The organism is Vibrio sp. 2CM40D (assembly GCF_023161825.1).
In the GTDB taxonomy this organism is placed as follows: Bacteria; Pseudomonadota; Gammaproteobacteria; order Enterobacterales; family Vibrionaceae; genus Vibrio; species Vibrio alginolyticus.
Map to the genome: position 1 here is coordinate 1 of NZ_JALNTL010000012.1, position 16,645 is coordinate 16,645.

General features: G+C 44.4%; 9 protein-coding genes, 1 tRNA gene and 1 riboswitch. Of the genes, 4 read left to right on the top strand and 6 right to left on the bottom strand.

The window, feature by feature from the left end; genetic code table 11:
* Positions 1–150: 150 nt before the first annotated feature.
* A tRNA-Asp gene (locus MTF70_RS20975) sits at positions 151–227 on the top strand.
* A gap of 755 nt (positions 228–982) precedes the next feature.
* On the opposite strand, the gene MTF70_RS20980 is transcribed toward MTF70_RS20975, so the two are convergent.
* Positions 983–2,314, bottom strand: coding sequence for a sodium:proton antiporter (locus MTF70_RS20980; protein WP_031781147.1), 1,332 nt, complete (start codon positions 2,312–2,314; stop codon positions 983–985).
* Positions 2,315–2,505: 191 nt separating this feature from the next.
* Here MTF70_RS20980 and metH point away from each other — a divergent pair, with 191 nt between their 5' ends.
* The gene (metH, locus tag MTF70_RS20985; protein WP_205461589.1) at positions 2,506–6,186 is read left to right on the top strand and encodes a methionine synthase; all 3,681 of its coding nucleotides are present in this window, start codon (positions 2,506–2,508) and stop codon (positions 6,184–6,186) included.
* Positions 6,187–6,272: 86 nt separating this feature from the next.
* Here metH and lysC read toward each other — a convergent pair whose 3' ends face one another.
* Entirely contained in the window at positions 6,273–7,625 is a 1,353-nt protein-coding gene (lysC, locus tag MTF70_RS20990; protein WP_042523508.1) for a lysine-sensitive aspartokinase 3, read from the bottom strand.
* 101 nt (positions 7,626–7,726) lie between these two features.
* Positions 7,727–7,905, bottom strand: a riboswitch (Lysine riboswitch).
* 220 nt (positions 7,906–8,125) lie between these two features.
* Here lysC and MTF70_RS20995 point away from each other — a divergent pair.
* Complete coding sequence (locus MTF70_RS20995) at positions 8,126–9,247, top strand: alanine--glyoxylate aminotransferase family protein (protein WP_054575331.1); 1,122 nt, start codon at positions 8,126–8,128, stop codon at positions 9,245–9,247.
* Positions 9,248–9,306: 59 nt separating this feature from the next.
* On the opposite strand, the gene MTF70_RS21000 is transcribed toward MTF70_RS20995, so the two are convergent.
* The 4 genes from MTF70_RS21000 to MTF70_RS21015 form a co-directional block, all read right to left on the bottom strand.
* The gene (locus tag MTF70_RS21000; protein ID WP_054575330.1) at positions 9,307–11,088 is read right to left on the bottom strand and encodes a PglL family O-oligosaccharyltransferase; all 1,782 of its coding nucleotides are present in this window, start codon (positions 11,086–11,088) and stop codon (positions 9,307–9,309) included.
* Between the two features lie 67 nt (positions 11,089–11,155).
* On the bottom strand, positions 11,156–13,978 hold the full coding sequence (gene uvrA, locus MTF70_RS21005; protein ID WP_033907424.1) for an excinuclease ABC subunit UvrA: 2,823 nt from the start codon (positions 13,976–13,978) through the stop codon (positions 11,156–11,158).
* A 149-nt stretch (positions 13,979–14,127) separates the two neighbouring features.
* Positions 14,128–15,000: a UTP--glucose-1-phosphate uridylyltransferase GalU gene (galU, locus tag MTF70_RS21010; protein WP_005381239.1), complete on the bottom strand. Its 873-nt coding sequence runs from the start codon at positions 14,998–15,000 to the stop codon at positions 14,128–14,130.
* 159 nt (positions 15,001–15,159) lie between these two features.
* Positions 15,160–15,804, bottom strand: coding sequence for a LuxR C-terminal-related transcriptional regulator (locus MTF70_RS21015; RefSeq protein ID WP_005381237.1), 645 nt, complete (start codon positions 15,802–15,804; stop codon positions 15,160–15,162).
* A 277-nt stretch (positions 15,805–16,081) separates the two neighbouring features.
* On the opposite strand from MTF70_RS21015, the gene MTF70_RS21020 reads away from it, so the two are divergent.
* The gene (locus MTF70_RS21020) at positions 16,082–16,621 is read left to right on the top strand and encodes a single-stranded DNA-binding protein (protein WP_005381235.1); all 540 of its coding nucleotides are present in this window, start codon (positions 16,082–16,084) and stop codon (positions 16,619–16,621) included.
* Positions 16,622–16,645: the final 24 nt, after the last annotated feature.

Sequence of the window (16,645 nt, forward strand, 5' to 3'; positions counted from 1 at the left end):
ACTCAGAAGTGAAACGAAATAGCGCCGATGGTAGTGTGGGGCTTCCCCATGTGAGAGTAGGACATCGCCAGGCTTTAGTTTTATTTTCACTTTTTCGAAAAGTGAAGACAAAAGCGGACGCTTGCTTATTAAAGCGAGTGATACCACTGCGGAGTGGTAGTTCAGTTGGTTAGAATACCGGCCTGTCACGCCGGGGGTCGCGGGTTCGAGTCCCGTCCACTCCGCCACTTATATTAAGCCTCAGTCGAAAGACTGAGGCTTTTTTCGTTTTGGTTACCTGACTTACCTTAAACCCACTTTCATATTGAAACCTTGCATCGAGAGGCAGGCTTCCCTCTGGCGATGCTTTCTAAGCCCTGTCATGAGTGAAGTGGAACGCAGTTTTGTGTGGTTTCTGCAGTCTCGAGCGCTAGTTTTGAGCCTCTTCATTCACCAAAGCTCCTTTTATTCGATATTAGAAAATCTAGTTATGTGACAGAGTTTAATTGTTTGAAGTGTCGCTTGTTTCTAATTTGAAAATAGGATGACTTTGAATACAAGTTTAGTCTCACTGAGATCAAGAGGGAGGGGGCTAAATTTCTGTTAAGGCTTTGATCTACTGAATGCTAGCTCAGTTTTATCTTGGTGAGGTTGCTAACCTGTTTGGGTTCTGAACGCAATCACCCTAAATGTCTCTTTCTCATAAAAATACAAACTCGCTCATTGCTAAGTATTGTGGAAGTTTAGCTTTGATGTTTGCGAGGAGCCTATATTGCCAAGGGAAGAGAAGTGATACAGATGAAAATGGGTAAATTAAAAGGCTCGTCTATGAATACTATCTATCGGCAATAGTTAGTATCTATGAAAATGTAGCGTAGCGATTCTTAGTATATTTGAGGGTATATCAAAGAATAAGGAGCATTCGTCCTTGAAGGGGAGTCTGAAAATTAGTTATGAAAAAAGCAGCTAGGTAGCTGCTTTTTATTTATTAAGTTACGTGTCTTTAAGAGTCCAATGGCTCCGTATGTTCCGGAGTGGTTATTGCTTGGTTATTCTCTTCCATCTTCTTCTCTTCTGCTTTTGCTTTTTCAATCATTGGAGTGATTGTTGAGCCTTGAATGAGGATAGAGAAAACAACGACGGAGTAGGTCATTACAAGAATAATCTCTTTTACATCGATTAACTTATCTTGAATCACCCAAATACCAGATGGAATGGAAAGTGCCATTGCCAATGCAAGGCCCCCGCGTAAGCCGCCCCACGTCAAAATACGCACTGACCATGGATTATATTTTCTGTAACGTTTAAAGCCTATGTAAGAAAGAAATACACTTAGATAGCGAGCTGCTAGTACAAGAGGGACCGAAATAGCCATCATGATCCAGTCTTCTTTGTGGAATTCAAATAGCAGCATCGACATACCGATCAGTAGGAATAACACACCATTCAAGAACTCATCAACAAGCTCCCAAAAATGGTCAAGGTGATCTTCACTCTCTTTTGAAAAGCCAATAAAGCGTGTCCAGTTGCCAATCATAATACCGGATACAACCATCGCGAGTGGGCCTGATACATGGATGTATTCAGCAAATGCGTAACCTGCTGTTGGGACACCAATGGTAAGTAACAATTCCATTGAGTGATCATCGGTGGCACTGATCAAGTAGTGGAATAGCAAACCGAGGACGAAACCATATGTGATACCACCGATAGCTTCTTGGATGAAGAGCAAGGTGACACTACCTACAGTTGGTGCCTCAGTGCCAAATGCAATCGTAAATAGAGTGACGAAGATAACCAAACCGAAGCCATCATTGAAGAGCGATTCTCCTTCAATCTGAGTGGAGATACGTTTAGGAGCATCTAGTTTTTTCACAATAGCCAATACAGCGATTGGGTCAGTTGGCGATATTAGAGCACCAAATAGTAAGCAGTAGACCAAATCAAATTGGATGCCAATTAACTGACAAAACCCATACAGTGCAAATCCAATAAAGAACGTGGAAAACAGTGTGGCTCCAAGGGCTAAAACAGTGATCTCCCACTTTTGATCTTTAAGGTTCGGGAGTTTGATGCCTAGTCCACCAGCAAATAGTAAGAAGCCAAGAATGCCTTTGAGCAAGAAATCTTCGAAGTTAATCCTTGTGACCGTCTCCGTCGCAATTTCGGTGAGATGGAACCAGTTGTTTTGACCCGCAATTAAGATTAGAAGTGAAAGCACCATTGAACCTGCAGTAATCGCAATGGTGGTTTGCATCTTTCCTATCTTGCTGTTTACAAAAGCAATTAGCATCGCAGCTGCGGATAGAAAACATAAAGTATGATAGACCGACATAGAGCTCTCTATTTGTAACATTTTATGAATGGAATTCTCGGCTGATGCTGCTTAAATAGCAAACATTTTTTCGTGATTATTTTGTAAGTTAAGAAGGATATAAAATAATCATTAATTCTACGTTTAGACGTCTAGACTCCTGAAGTTTGTGTGATAGGATGGAAAGATAACTAAAGGAATGAGGCTGTACTGTGGGAAGTAACGTAAGACAACAGATTGAAGCTCAATTGAAGCAACGTATTCTTTTGATTGATGGTGGTATGGGAACCATGATTCAAGGGTACAAACTTGAAGAGCAAGACTATCGAGGAACGCGCTTTGCGGATTGGCATTGTGATCTAAAAGGTAACAACGACCTGTTGGTTCTAAGTCAGCCTCAACTTATCAAGGAAATTCACGCTGCATATTTAGAAGCGGGTGCAGATATTCTTGAGACCAATACTTTTAACGCAACAACCATTGCGATGGCTGACTACGAGATGGAAAGCCTAAGTGAAGAAATTAACTTTGCAGCTGCCAAGCTTGCACGTGAAGTTGCAGACGAATGGACCGCAAAAACACCCGATAAACCACGTTATGTCGCAGGGGTTTTAGGGCCGACAAACCGAACTTGTTCTATTTCTCCTGATGTAAATGACCCCGGATATCGAAATGTTTCTTTCGACGAGTTAGTTGAGGCTTACTCTGAATCGACTCGAGCGCTTATTAAAGGTGGTTCAGACCTTATTCTTATCGAGACCATCTTCGATACGCTTAACGCTAAGGCTTGTTCATTTGCTGTTGAAAGTGTGTTTGAAGAGATGGGGATTGAGTTACCTGTGATGATCTCGGGGACTATTACTGATGCTTCCGGTCGGACATTATCCGGTCAAACCACAGAAGCGTTTTACAACTCATTACGTCATGTTAAACCTATTTCGTTTGGTTTGAACTGTGCACTTGGTCCAGATGAGCTGCGTCCTTATGTTGAAGAGCTCTCTCGTATATCAGAATCTTTTGTTTCCGCTCACCCAAATGCTGGGCTTCCGAATGCATTCGGCGAATACGATTTGTCGCCAGAAGATATGGCTAAGCATGTTAAAGAGTGGGCTCAAAGTGGCTTTTTAAACTTGATTGGTGGGTGTTGTGGTACAACTCCTGAGCACATTCGCCAAATGGCACTCGCGGTTGAAAATATCGCCCCTCGTCAATTACCTGAACTTCCCGTTGCTTGTCGCTTGTCTGGCCTAGAGCCACTCGCTATTGATAAAGACTCTTTATTTATCAATGTCGGTGAGCGTACGAATGTAACCGGTTCTGCGCGTTTTAAGCGCTTAATTAAAGAAGAGCTGTACGATGAAGCGCTCGATGTGGCTCGTCAACAAGTTGAAAATGGCGCTCAAATTATCGATATCAACATGGATGAAGGCATGTTGGATGCACAAGCTTGTATGGTTCGCTTTTTAAACCTTTGTGCGTCAGAACCTGAAATCTCAAAAGTACCAATCATGGTTGACTCTTCCAAGTGGGAGGTTATTGAAGCCGGTCTTAAGTGCATCCAAGGCAAAGGCATTGTTAACTCGATCTCTCTCAAAGAAGGCAAAGAGAAATTCGTTGAACAAGCTAAGTTGATCCGCCGTTACGGTGCGGCTGTGATTGTGATGGCGTTTGATGAGATTGGGCAAGCAGATACACGTGAGCGCAAAGTAGAAATTTGTACCAACGCTTACCGAATTCTTGTTGATGAAGTGGGCTTTCCACCAGAAGACATCATTTTTGACCCAAACATTTTTGCCATTGCTACGGGGATCGAGGAGCATAATAACTACGCGGTGGATTTCATTGAAGCCGTTGGCGATATCAAACGTGATTTACCACATGCGATGATCTCGGGTGGTGTTTCTAACGTCTCATTCTCTTTCCGTGGCAATAACTATGTACGTGAAGCGATTCACGCGGTGTTCCTCTACCACTGTTTTAAAAATGGTATGGATATGGGGATTGTGAATGCGGGTCAGTTAGAAATCTACGATAACGTGCCTGAAAAATTGCGTGAGGCTGTGGAAGATGTCGTTCTTAACCGTCGTGATGACGCCACTGAGAGATTGTTAGATATCGCGGCGGAATATGCAGGCAAAGGGGTAGGTAAAGAGGAGGATGCCTCTGCACTTGAGTGGAGAACTTGGCCTGTTGAAAAGCGCTTAGAGCACGCGTTAGTGAAAGGAATAACTGAGTTCATCGTTGATGATACCGAAGAGGCTCGTGTCAACGCTTCAAAGCCATTAGAGGTGATTGAAGGCCCATTAATGGATGGGATGAACGTCGTCGGAGACTTGTTTGGTGAAGGTAAAATGTTCCTTCCTCAGGTCGTAAAATCTGCACGAGTGATGAAGCAAGCAGTCGCGCATCTGGAGCCCTACATCAATGCAGAAAAGCAGGTGGGACAAACAAACGGTAAGATTTTGCTAGCGACGGTCAAAGGTGATGTACATGATATCGGGAAAAATATCGTTGGCGTTGTATTGCAGTGCAATAACTACGAAATTATCGATCTTGGTGTCATGGTTCCTTGCGAAAAGATCTTAAAAGTAGCGCAAGAAGAGAACGTCGATATTATTGGTTTATCAGGGTTGATCACACCTTCATTAGACGAAATGGTGCATGTTGCAAAAGAGATGGAGCGTCTCGACTTTAACTTACCTCTTCTCATCGGTGGCGCAACAACGTCAAAAGCCCATACAGCAGTTAAGATTGAGCAAAATTACAAGCATCCAGTGGTTTACGTGAACAACGCCTCACGTGCAGTGGGCGTATGTACTTCTCTTCTGTCAGATGAACGTCGCCCTGAATTTGTTGAAAAACTTGAAGCTGATTACGAACGAGTACGTGATCAACATAATCGAAAGAAACCGAGAACCAAACCAGTGACATTAGAAGCTGCTCGAGCGAATAAAGTTGCTATCGATTGGGAAGCTTACACCCCTCCAGTGCCTGTTAAGCCTGGCATTCATATCTTCGATGATTTTGATGTGGCTATATTACGTCAATACATCGATTGGACACCATTCTTTATGACTTGGTCACTTGTGGGTAAGTATCCAACAATTTTCCAACATGAAGAAGTTGGTGAAGAAGCAAAACGTTTATTCGAAGATGCCAACGAGTTACTTGATCGAGTTGAGCGAGAAGGCCTGTTAAAAGCGCGTGGAATGTGTGGCTTATTCCCTGCTGCGAGCGTGGGGGACGACATTGAAGTTTATGCTGATGAAACTCGTACCGACGTTGTGAAAGTATTACGTAACTTGCGACAACAGACCGAGAAACCAAAAGGATTCAACTATTGTTTATCCGACTACATCGCATCTAAAGAGTCGGGTAAACATGATTGGATAGGGGCATTTGCTGTCACTGGTGGTATTGGTGAACGAGAGCTTGCTGATGAATACAAAGCACAGGGAGATGATTACAACGCAATTATGATTCAAGCGGTGGCGGATCGCCTAGCCGAAGCGTTTGCTGAGTATTTGCATGAGCGTGTCCGTAAAGAAATTTGGGGTTATGCTGCGGATGAAGATTTATCTAACGATGATCTCATTCGTGAAAAATACCAAGGTATTCGCCCTGCACCAGGTTATCCAGCGTGCCCTGAGCATACTGAAAAAGGACCGCTTTGGGAGCTACTTAATGTGGAAGAGAATATTGGCATGACTCTAACCTCCAGCTATGCAATGTATCCGGGCGCGTCAGTCTCTGGTTGGTATTTCTCTCACCCTGACTCACGTTACTTTGCGATCGCACAGATCCAAGAAGATCAGCTAGAGAGTTACGCCGATCGTAAGGGGTGGGATAGGATCGAGGCTGAAAAATGGTTAGGGCCAAACATTAACGGTTAAATTGATGTTTACCTCGTCCAAATGTAACAACTAATGAAACAACAAAGGGCTGCAGATACGCAGCCCTTTGTTTTATTGAGTTGAACTTACTTCTCAAACAACTCGGTGTGGAGTTTTTGTATGGCTTGTTTCGATACCGATTCATGGAGCAAGAAGCATAAGTTGTGAGGGCTAGCGCCATAACAAATCATGCGTAGGTTAAAGTCTTCTAGCGTGCCAAAAACCTGTTTCGCGTAGCCTTTACTCTCACTCATGTTGTTACCAATGAGAGCAACGAGGCATAGGTCATGTTCAACTTCTACCTTACATAGCTCTTCTAACTCTTCTCGTACAGCTTGCGGCAGCTGCGGCGCGCCGCCGGATGTATCGGTTTGATCAAGTGTTAACGATACACTGATTTCAGATGTTGTGATCAAATCGACAGATATCTTATGCTTTGCAAGGATCTCAAAAACCTTCGCTAAGAATCCGTATGCGTGGAACATATTGGCGCTGCGTAGCGTTACCATGGTTTGGTTACAACGCAAAGCTAGCGCACGGAATAACGGTGAGCTTTCGACTTGGTGGCGAATCCAAGTTCCCCCTTTTTCAGGCTCTTTCGATGACCCTACAAATACCGGAATGTCGTGGCGTAATGCGGGTACTAGCGTAGAAGGGTGAAGGATTTTAGCGCCAAAGTTAGCCATTTCTGAAGCTTCACTAAAGCTGATCTCGGGAATTGGTGAGGCTTTTGGTGCAATTCGCGGGTCTGTTGTGTAGATACCCGGAACATCAGTCCAGATTTCTAGCCCTGCCGCTTTAACGCTCTCAGCAATTAAGGCGGCGCTGTAATCGCTGCCCCCTCGACCTAATGTTGTTGTATTACCGGCTTCGTCAGATCCTATGAAGCCTTGAGTAACAACAACGGATTGTTGGCAAAGTGGTACGAGTTTATCTTGCGCAAGCGTCGAAATTGCTTCAATGTTTGGCTCCGCGCGACCAAAGTTGTCATCAGTACGCAGCACATCGCGGATATCAAAGCGCACAGCTTGAATGCCTCGCTCACACATTAACTGAGTTAGAATATGCGTCGACATGAGTTCGCCACATGCGACTAAATGATCGGTTAACTTCGCACTAGCTTGGATAGATGCAGCCTCGGCCAGGCTGGTTACGGTATCTAATATGCCATACACCTCGGCAGCAGTTTTCGTGCTGTCTTCGAGCTGAGTTAAAATGGCGTCATGAATGTTGGCCAGATTTTGCAGCAGCTCAGTACGGTGCGTTTGATCCTGAACACCGTTGGCGAGTTCTACCAATAGGTTGGTGACGCCAGAGCAAGCGCTGCTCACGACCAGGCGAGTATTTGGATTGTTTTCGATAATGGTGGCGCAACGACTCATTGCCTCAAAGTTGGCAACACTGGTTCCACCGAATTTAGCTACGTTAAATGCGCTCACTGCGTTCTCCCACGACTTCCTAAAAAATTGTACATCCAATGTTTAGTGAGAAAAGGAACAGAGCAAAAAGAGAGGTATTTAGAATGCTATTTGAAAAATTTACCCTCAGAAGCCCTTCATCAGACTGCGCTGATGACAGTTGATGGGATTCAGCCCAATTCAACCGACAAGTCAAATCCTGCAACTTTGACTTACCTCGGCACTACTCCCCCTCAATGATTGGTGTTGGAATTGCGGTTCCACAAATCATCTACCTGGGTAGCGCTCCTCTTCTACATAAAGCTCAAACATTGAACGGTTTTGAGGCCTTAATGTCAATCAATATTTCAACCTTTATGGTGTTTTTTATTAACGATTTTGTGACACTGGTTTGACCTCTATACTTACGGCTAATTGCTGATAGAGGAAAAATCTATTAGGGTGAAGAACCCTACACCTGAGCCATGTTATTGAATAGAACTTTTAGAATGCTCAGGATAAAAGATAATCAAGGAGCTGACATGTCGATCCAAAGCTTTATTCCACCTCACCGTATTTTAATGGGACCTGGTCCTTCTGATATTTATCCTCAAGTGTTACAAGCACTAAGCCGTCCTACTGTAGGTCACCTTGATCCTCTGTTTATCGGTATGATGGATGAGCTCAAGCAGCTATTGAAGTATGTCTTTCAAACTGACAATGAGTTCACTATTGCGGTTTCAGCGCCAGGTAGTGCAGGGATGGAAACCTGCTTTGTAAACTTGATCGAGAAAGGCGATAAAGTGATCGTCTGCCGTAATGGTGTATTTGGTGAACGCATGCGCGAAAATGTCGTCCGTGCTGGTGGTGAAGTTGTTATCGTCGATGATGAATGGGGGACGCCTGTTTCCATTGATAAAGTCGAGCAAGCATTCGAACAGCACCCAGATACAAAAGTTCTTGCTTTTGTGCATGCGGAAACCTCAACTGGTGCAGTCAGTGATGCTCAAGCATTGGGTAAGCTGGCGAAACAGCATAATGCATTATCTATTGTTGATGCGGTGACATCGCTTGGTGGTGTGCCGTTAAAAGTGGATGAATGGCAACTGGATGCGGTTTACTCTGGTAGTCAAAAATGTTTGTCATGTGTACCTGGGCTCTCACCAGTGACGTTTTCTCCTGCCGCGATTGAAAAGATTCAAGCAAGAACAACACCAGTACAGAGTTGGTTCCTCGATCAGAGTTTAGTTTTGGGGTATTGGAGTGGAGAAGGCAAGCGTAGTTATCATCATACGGCGCCAGTTAATAGCTTGTATGCGCTTCATGAAGCTTTATTGATACTGAAAAATGAAGGATTAGAAAACGCTTGGGCTCGTCACCAACTGATGCATGAAAAACTCAAAAATGGCTTACAAAAGTTAGGCTTTGAATTTGTTGTGGACGAAGCCCATCGGTTGCCACAATTAAATGCGATTTACGTGCCTGAAGGAATTGATGAAGCAAAAGTTCGTGCTCACTTGCTAGAAACCTATAACCTAGAAATTGGTGCAGGCCTTGGGGCATTAGCTGGTAAAGCGTGGCGTATTGGCTTAATGGGTTACGGCGCTCGATCTGAAAACGTTGCGCTGTGCTTAAAAGCGTTAGAAGAGTCACTCACTGAATAAAATCATACAGCAATGAGATGAAGAAAAGCGAAGGTCATCCCTTCGCTTTTTTGTACTTATTACTCTTCACCTGAAGTGGGGGCTGGTGAGGCAGAGATTGCTTGAGAAGGTGGTTGGTAATTGACGTCACTGAAATCAATCTTCGGGAACAAAAACTGCGCTTCAGCTCTAATTTGCTCCGCTTTACTTGAGTCATCTAAGCCTTGGTAGGCCAAAATCAAATTATTATAAAATGCAGGGCGAGGCTTATCTTTGATGATTTTTAGCGACCAATCGATATAAGGCTGAATCAAGGTTGCGTCTTGTTGGTACAGCCCAATGTTTAAAAACGTGCTATAAACATCCCAATCAAATCTGTCTTTCCAAACCACAGGGTTACTGACTTGATTCAGAATATCAGGATTAGTTGGCCTAGTGGTCTCAAACTTCGTCAATACATAGTTCGTATGCAATGCGCTTACCATGTAAAACGTAAACGCAACGGGAAGTACCAAACTAAAAACACGCAGCAAGCTTTTGGTTACATTACTAAAGCCGACTTGTCGATAACGAGAGACGCGCTGATCGACCCAGTACAGCAGGATAACGAAGATCAACCAATGCACGAGAGAGTGGTAGAAAGGGTATTCCAGTTGCGAGTGCAATACGATAGGTATAAACAAGGCCAGCAACGCAAGACGAGTTCCGCGTTTGGCTTGATAGATTCGATACAGTACCAGTGCCATCGCTAAGAAGATGCCGAGTATTGGCAGCAAGCCACCTTCGACTCCCCAGTAAAGTAGCTCATTATGCGGATGATCCATGGCTGGCAAACCAGCTGGGTAATTCTCATTTAGGGCATGTTGACGAGCCGTATACAGCATGTACTCAGATTCAAACTTGCCATATCCATAACCAGTAAAAGGCTTTTCAATCACCATGTCTAATGTTTGCGGAAAAGTATACGCTCGAGGAGACTCCATATTTACTTTTTCTGCGGCTAACCCACCTCCATCAGGAAAGGCAAGATGCATGACAACGACTGAGAGTAAGAGCCCACTTACAAGTGACACAACCCAGCGGATAAAGCGCCCTTTGGTTGCAAAGCGGTACATGTATGGAATGACCAACAACACGGCGATGACCGAGGCTAACCAACCAGTGCGTGAAGCCAACGCCACAATTAGTGGTAAAGTTAAAACTGGTACGGCATAGAGAAGGTAAACATCGCTTAACTTACGATCGTATTTGTAGGGCTGACGTGCAAGTAAATAGCTGGCAATCACCAACCCTGTCGCAAGAAAACTGGCCATTACATTGGGCTGTTGGAAAATACCATAAGGACGATTGGCCACCGTGTCGTAACCAAACGGATTGCCTGGTTTGAGATACAGATATTGTGTCAGACCAAAAATGGCTTCGATAACAACCGCAAGGACAATGAACCATAATAGGCGTTGGCGATGTTTATTACTGAAATGAAATTGTTGTAAAACAATAAAGAACAGGACACCACACCACAGGCCAATGAGCTTATTGGCTGCCAAACTGCTATTCGCATTTGGGTACAGAATGGGCACCGTCATTATAAGAGCACTAATGAACAAGCCGATGGTTAGTTTTGAGTAACGTAGTACTCGATTATTCGCAAGTTGGTAACACCCAATGCCTAATGCAAAGCTAAAAGCAATCCAAGTTGTCGCATTGAACGAAAGTGAAAGCCCCGAACCGCCGGGGTTGGGCATGAAAAAGTGCATTGCCAACACAAATAGTGTTGCCAAGGCAATGAGAAACTTGCGATTGAGGGGAACCTGTACTTTTTCGGGAGAAAGCTTTGTTCCACTTACATGTATAGTAGCCATAGTTATTGCGTTGTTTTGAATGAAAAAAGACCAACACTTGCTGGTCTCGGTACTTTACCTGTTTTTTCTACTTCAACATAGGCTTAAGGAAGTGAGCTGTGTGCGATCCCTCGATTTGCGACACATCTTCCGGTGTGCCTTGAGCGATTATCTCGCCGCCACCCTGACCCCCTTCAGGACCAAGATCGATAATCCAGTCCGCAGTCTTAATGACGTCCAGGTTATGCTCGATCACCACGACAGTATTTCCGTGGTCGCGAAGTCTGTGCAGTACAGTGAGCAACTGCTGGATATCATGGAAGTGCAAGCCGGTTGTTGGTTCATCCAAAATGTACAAGGTTTTTCCTGTATCACGTTTGGATAGCTCTCGCGCCAGTTTCACACGCTGTGCTTCACCACCGGAGAGTGTTGTTGCCGCTTGACCCAATCGTATGTACGACAAACCGACATCCATCAGTGTTTGTAGTTTGCGAGCGATGGCAGGAACTGGATCGAAGAAGGTGCGTGCATCTTCGACCGTCATTTCTAGCACTTCATCAATAGTTTTACCTTTGTAACGTACTTCGAGCGTTTCACGGTTGTAGCGTTTACCTTTACACACATCACATGGCACATAAACATCTGGTAGGAAGTGCATTTCTACTTTGATAACACCGTCACCCTGACAGGCCTCACAACGACCACCGCGTACGTTAAAACTAAAACGGCCCGGCTTGTAACCGCGAGAACGCGACTCCTGTGTGCCTGCAAACAGTTCACGGATTGGTGTAAAGATCCCCGTATAGGTTGCAGGGTTAGAGCGAGGTGTACGGCCAATTGGGCTTTGATCGATATCGATGACTTTATCGAAGTGCTCTAGACCTTTAATCGATTTATAAGGTGAAGGCTGAGCCGTTGTCGCTCCGTTAAGTTGGGTATGCGCAATTTTAAAGAAAGTATCATTAATCAGCGTTGATTTACCTGAGCCAGATACCCCTGTAATACAGCTGAATAACCCAACAGGAATTGAAAGGTTAACGTTTTTAAGGTTATTACCTGTTGCGCCTAATAGCTCAACCGTTTTTTTCGGATCTCGCGGCGTGCGATCTTTCGGTACTGCGATTTCTTTAACACCACTTAAGTACTGACCTGTCAGAGAATTCGGATTTGCGATTATCTCTTCCATGGTGCCTTCCGCAACAACATTACCACCATGTACGCCAGCACCAGGACCAATATCTATGACATGATCTGCACAGCGAATCGCATCTTCATCGTGTTCTACCACAAGTACGGTATTACCTAAATCGCGCAAATGAGTGAGTGTTTTTAATAAGCGTTCATTATCACGCTGGTGGAGGCCAATCGACGGTTCATCCAGAACATACATCACACCAACAAGACCTGCACCAATTTGGCTTGCTAAACGAATACGTTGAGCTTCACCGCCTGATAAGGTTTCTGCACTGCGTGATAAGTTTAGGTAGTTCAAACCGACGTTAACTAAGAATTGCAGGCGGTCGTTGATTTCCTTCATCACTTTTTCAGCGATTTGGGCGCGTTGACCTTCCAGTTTCAAGGAATGGAAGAATTCCAATGCATCAGCAATGCTGAGTTCAACAATCTCAGGTAGTGTCGTATCAGCAATAAACACGTTACGTGCTTCAAGGCGTAGACGAGTACCGCCACAGCTTGAACAAGATTTAGTGGAGATGTATTTTGCAAGCTCTTCACGGACAGAGTTGGATTCTGTATCACGATAGCGACGTTCTAGGGTATTCAGAATACCTTCGAATGGATGGCGTTTAACGCGAATATCGCCACGATCGTTGATGTATTTAAACTCAATCTCAGTACGACCTGAGCCCTTTAGAATGACATCTTGCGTTTTCTTTGGCAGAGAATTAAAAGGGGCATGGAGGTCAAAACCATAATGATCGGCCAATGAGGTGAGCATTTGGAAGTAGTAGTAGTTCTTTTGATCCCAACCGCGAATCGCACCTTGTGCCAAGCTTAATGAATCATCTTGAATGACTCGGCTTGGATCGAAGTATTGTTGAACGCCCAAGCCATCACAAGTGCCACATGCACCAGCAGGATTGTTGAATGAGAAAAGTCGCGGCTCTAACTCTTGCATGCTGTAACCACATTGTGGACAAGCGAAGTTGGCGGAGAAAATAATCTCTTCACCGTCGCCATCCATTGGCGCGACAACCGCAATTCCGCCTGATAATTCGAGCGTGGTCTCGAAAGATTCGGCCAAGCGCTGTTGTAAGTCTGGACGAACTTTAAAGCGGTCTACCACGACTTCAATGGTGTGCTTTTTATGTAGCTCAAGGGTTGGAGGATCGGAAAGATCGCAAGTTTCTCCATCAATACGCGCACGAATAAAGCCTTGAGCCGCTAAGTTCTCAAGCGTTTTAACATGCTCACCTTTACGTTCTTTGACAATAGGCGCCAATAGCATCATTTTGCTGCCTTCCGGCATCTCTAGGACTTTGTCCACCATTTGGCTGATGGTTTGCGCAGCAAGAGGGGCATGGTGCGTTGGACAGCGGGGTTCGCCCACACGAGCATACAATAGACGTAAGTAGTCGTAGACTTCGGTAATTGTACCGACGGTTGAACGCGGGTTATGAGAAGTAGATTTCTGTTCAATAGAAATCGCAGGTGATAACCCTTCAATGTGGTCGACATCGGGTTTTTCCATCAGAGACAAAAACTGACGAGCGTAGGCAGAGAGAGACTCTACGTAGCGTCGTTGGCCTTCTGCATACAATGTATCGAAAGCTAGAGAGGATTTACCGGAGCCACTTAGTCCAGTAATGACAATCAGTTTATCGCGAGGGATTGTAAGATTAATGTCTTTAAGGTTATGGGTTCGGGCACCGCGAACTTCTATTTTATCCATCGTTTTTGCTCTATGTATAACCAAGTGGGGCAAGTATTACATAGTGTGAGAAATGTGCAAAGAAAATTACTGGATAAAAAAACAGTAAAGTAAAAAGCCCAGCGTTGTGCAGGGCTTTCGATACAGTAATTTCGTACTACGACGATGCTTTATACAGCTTTTTGTGTTGCGTGCTTACCTAGCTCAGAGGTTTTTTCATCTTTTAGATACAGGTTTTCAAAACAATAGTTAGTTGCTTCGATGTAACCTTCAACGCTACCACAGTCAAAGCGTTTGCCCTTGAATTTGTAAGCCAATACACAGCCCGCTTTTGCTTGTTTTAGCAGCGCGTCAGTGATTTGAATTTCACCACCTTTACCAGGTTCAGTGTTTTCAATCAGTTCAAAAATATCGGGAGTCAGGATGTAGCGGCCAATGATAGCAAGGTTGCTAGGCGCCGTGCCTTTCTCTGGTTTTTCTACCATGTCGTCTACGCGATAGATGTCGTCTTTGATCATTTCACCAGAGATAACGCCGTATTTGTGTGTTTCTTCGGCTGGTACTTCTTGCACTGCAACGATAGAACAGCGGAACTGCTTAAATAGTGCCACCATCTGAGCCAGTACGCCCTCTTGCTCGTTCACACAAAGGTCATCAGCAAGAACAACAGCAAATGGCTCATCACCTACCAATTCTCGTCCAGTTAGAATCGCGTGGCCCAAGCCTTTCATTTCGCGTTGACGTATATAAGTGAAGTTTGCAGATTCAATGATTTCACGGATATCTACCAACAGCTCTTCTTTGTTGGTACCGCTAATCTGATGTTCCAGTTCGTAGTTCTTATCAAAGTGGTCCATGATCGAGTGCTTGCCACGACCTGTCACAATACACATGCCGTTCATACCAGCTTGGATTGCTTCTTCGACACCGTATTCAATAAGCGGTTTGTTCACGACTGGCATCATCTCTTTTGGCATAGATTTCGTTGCCGGTAGGAAGCGTGTGCCATAGCCTGCAGCAGGGAACAGACATTTTTTTATCATTGGGGGAATATCCTATCTCGTTTTTATCAAGAATCTGCGCATAACTTTAACACGAGAGGTATCAATGAATCATGAATAAAGTAGGAAAAAATGTGAGACTCGGTGCGGAAAAAAGATGAGCGACTCGTCATTTCAGTTATCAGAGCCGCTCACATTGCATCATGACATTAAGTTTTGGTCTGCCCAGGCGATTGCCTGTACTCGGTTCTTTACGGATAGCTTTTTGAATATCTGATACAAGTGCGATTTGATGGTGAATTCACTGACGAATAACTCCTCGGCCATCTGACTGTTCGAGGCGCCAGCTTGTAGGCAACGCAGTACTTGTAGCTCACGAATGGTTAGGTCTACCGTAGCTGGTGCAGTATGAGTATTAATGACATTGCGGTAATAGTGTAAAAGTTGACTGGTTACATTACGCGGCAGCCAGTTTTGACCGTTAACAATGCCTTTTAACCCTTCTCCAATTTGCTCTAGCGTATCTTCAGAATAAAACACACCTTTTAATTGACCAAATGAAAGAAGTTCATCTGTGGTTAGTCTTTTAGGCACGTTGAAGACAACGGTTTCAAAGTTTTTCCATACAAGAGGCAAGTTTTTGATCGATTGAACAAGTGATTTATGTTCACTGAAGTCGATCAGTAGAATTTTATTACGGTGTTGTGGCTTGGCTTCCATGAGTGCTGCGGTTGAAATCACCGGGATGCTCATATCAACGTACTTTTCGAGTGCCGCCACTTTTTTTTGCGCATTATCTTCCATACTGATCAGAAATAGCTTTCTTGCGTAAGCCGACTTTCTCACGTGTTCCAATCTCCCTGGGTTCAATAGAAGCCATAAACTGGCATTAAAGAGAGGCCATAACCATCGCTTTACTGAATAAATGCGTTCGAATTCAAAGCTTCACGAAACGATGTCTGCAACGCGAATCAAAAATGCTACACACGTAAGTTGAAATACGATTTGGGTTCTAGAGGATGACTCAATAGATCACAATGGTATTAGACTTTAATCAAAACATTAAAGCGTGCTATTCTAATGCGCTAAAATTTTATATATCCAGAGTGAAACGGAGCACATCATGGCCAGCCGTGGAATTAACAAAGTTATTTTGGTGGGGAATCTAGGTAACGACCCTGAAATTCGTTACATGCCGAATGGCGGTGCAGTAGCAAACATTACTATTGCGACTTCTGATTCATGGCGTGATAAAGCGACTGGCGAACAGCGCGAAAAAACGGAATGGCACCGTGTTGTGTTGTTCGGCAAACTTGCGGAAGTAGCAGGTGAGTATTTGCGTAAAGGCTCTCAAGTTTACATTGAAGGGCAACTGCAAACTCGCAAATGGCAAGATCAAAGTGGTCAAGATCGCTACTCAACTGAAGTCGTTGTTCAAGGCTTCAATGGTGTGATGCAAATGCTTGGCGGTCGTGCTCAAGGTGGCGGCGCACCTATGGGCGGTCAACAGCAGCAGCAAGGTGGATGGGGTCAGCCTCAACAGCCAGCTCAGCAGCAGTACAATGCGCCTCAGCAACAGCAACCACAACAACAGGCTCCGCAGCAATCACAGCAGCAGTACAATGAGCCACCAATGGATTTTGACGACGATATCCCGTTCTAAATTCTGCTTATGCTTGAATCGAAA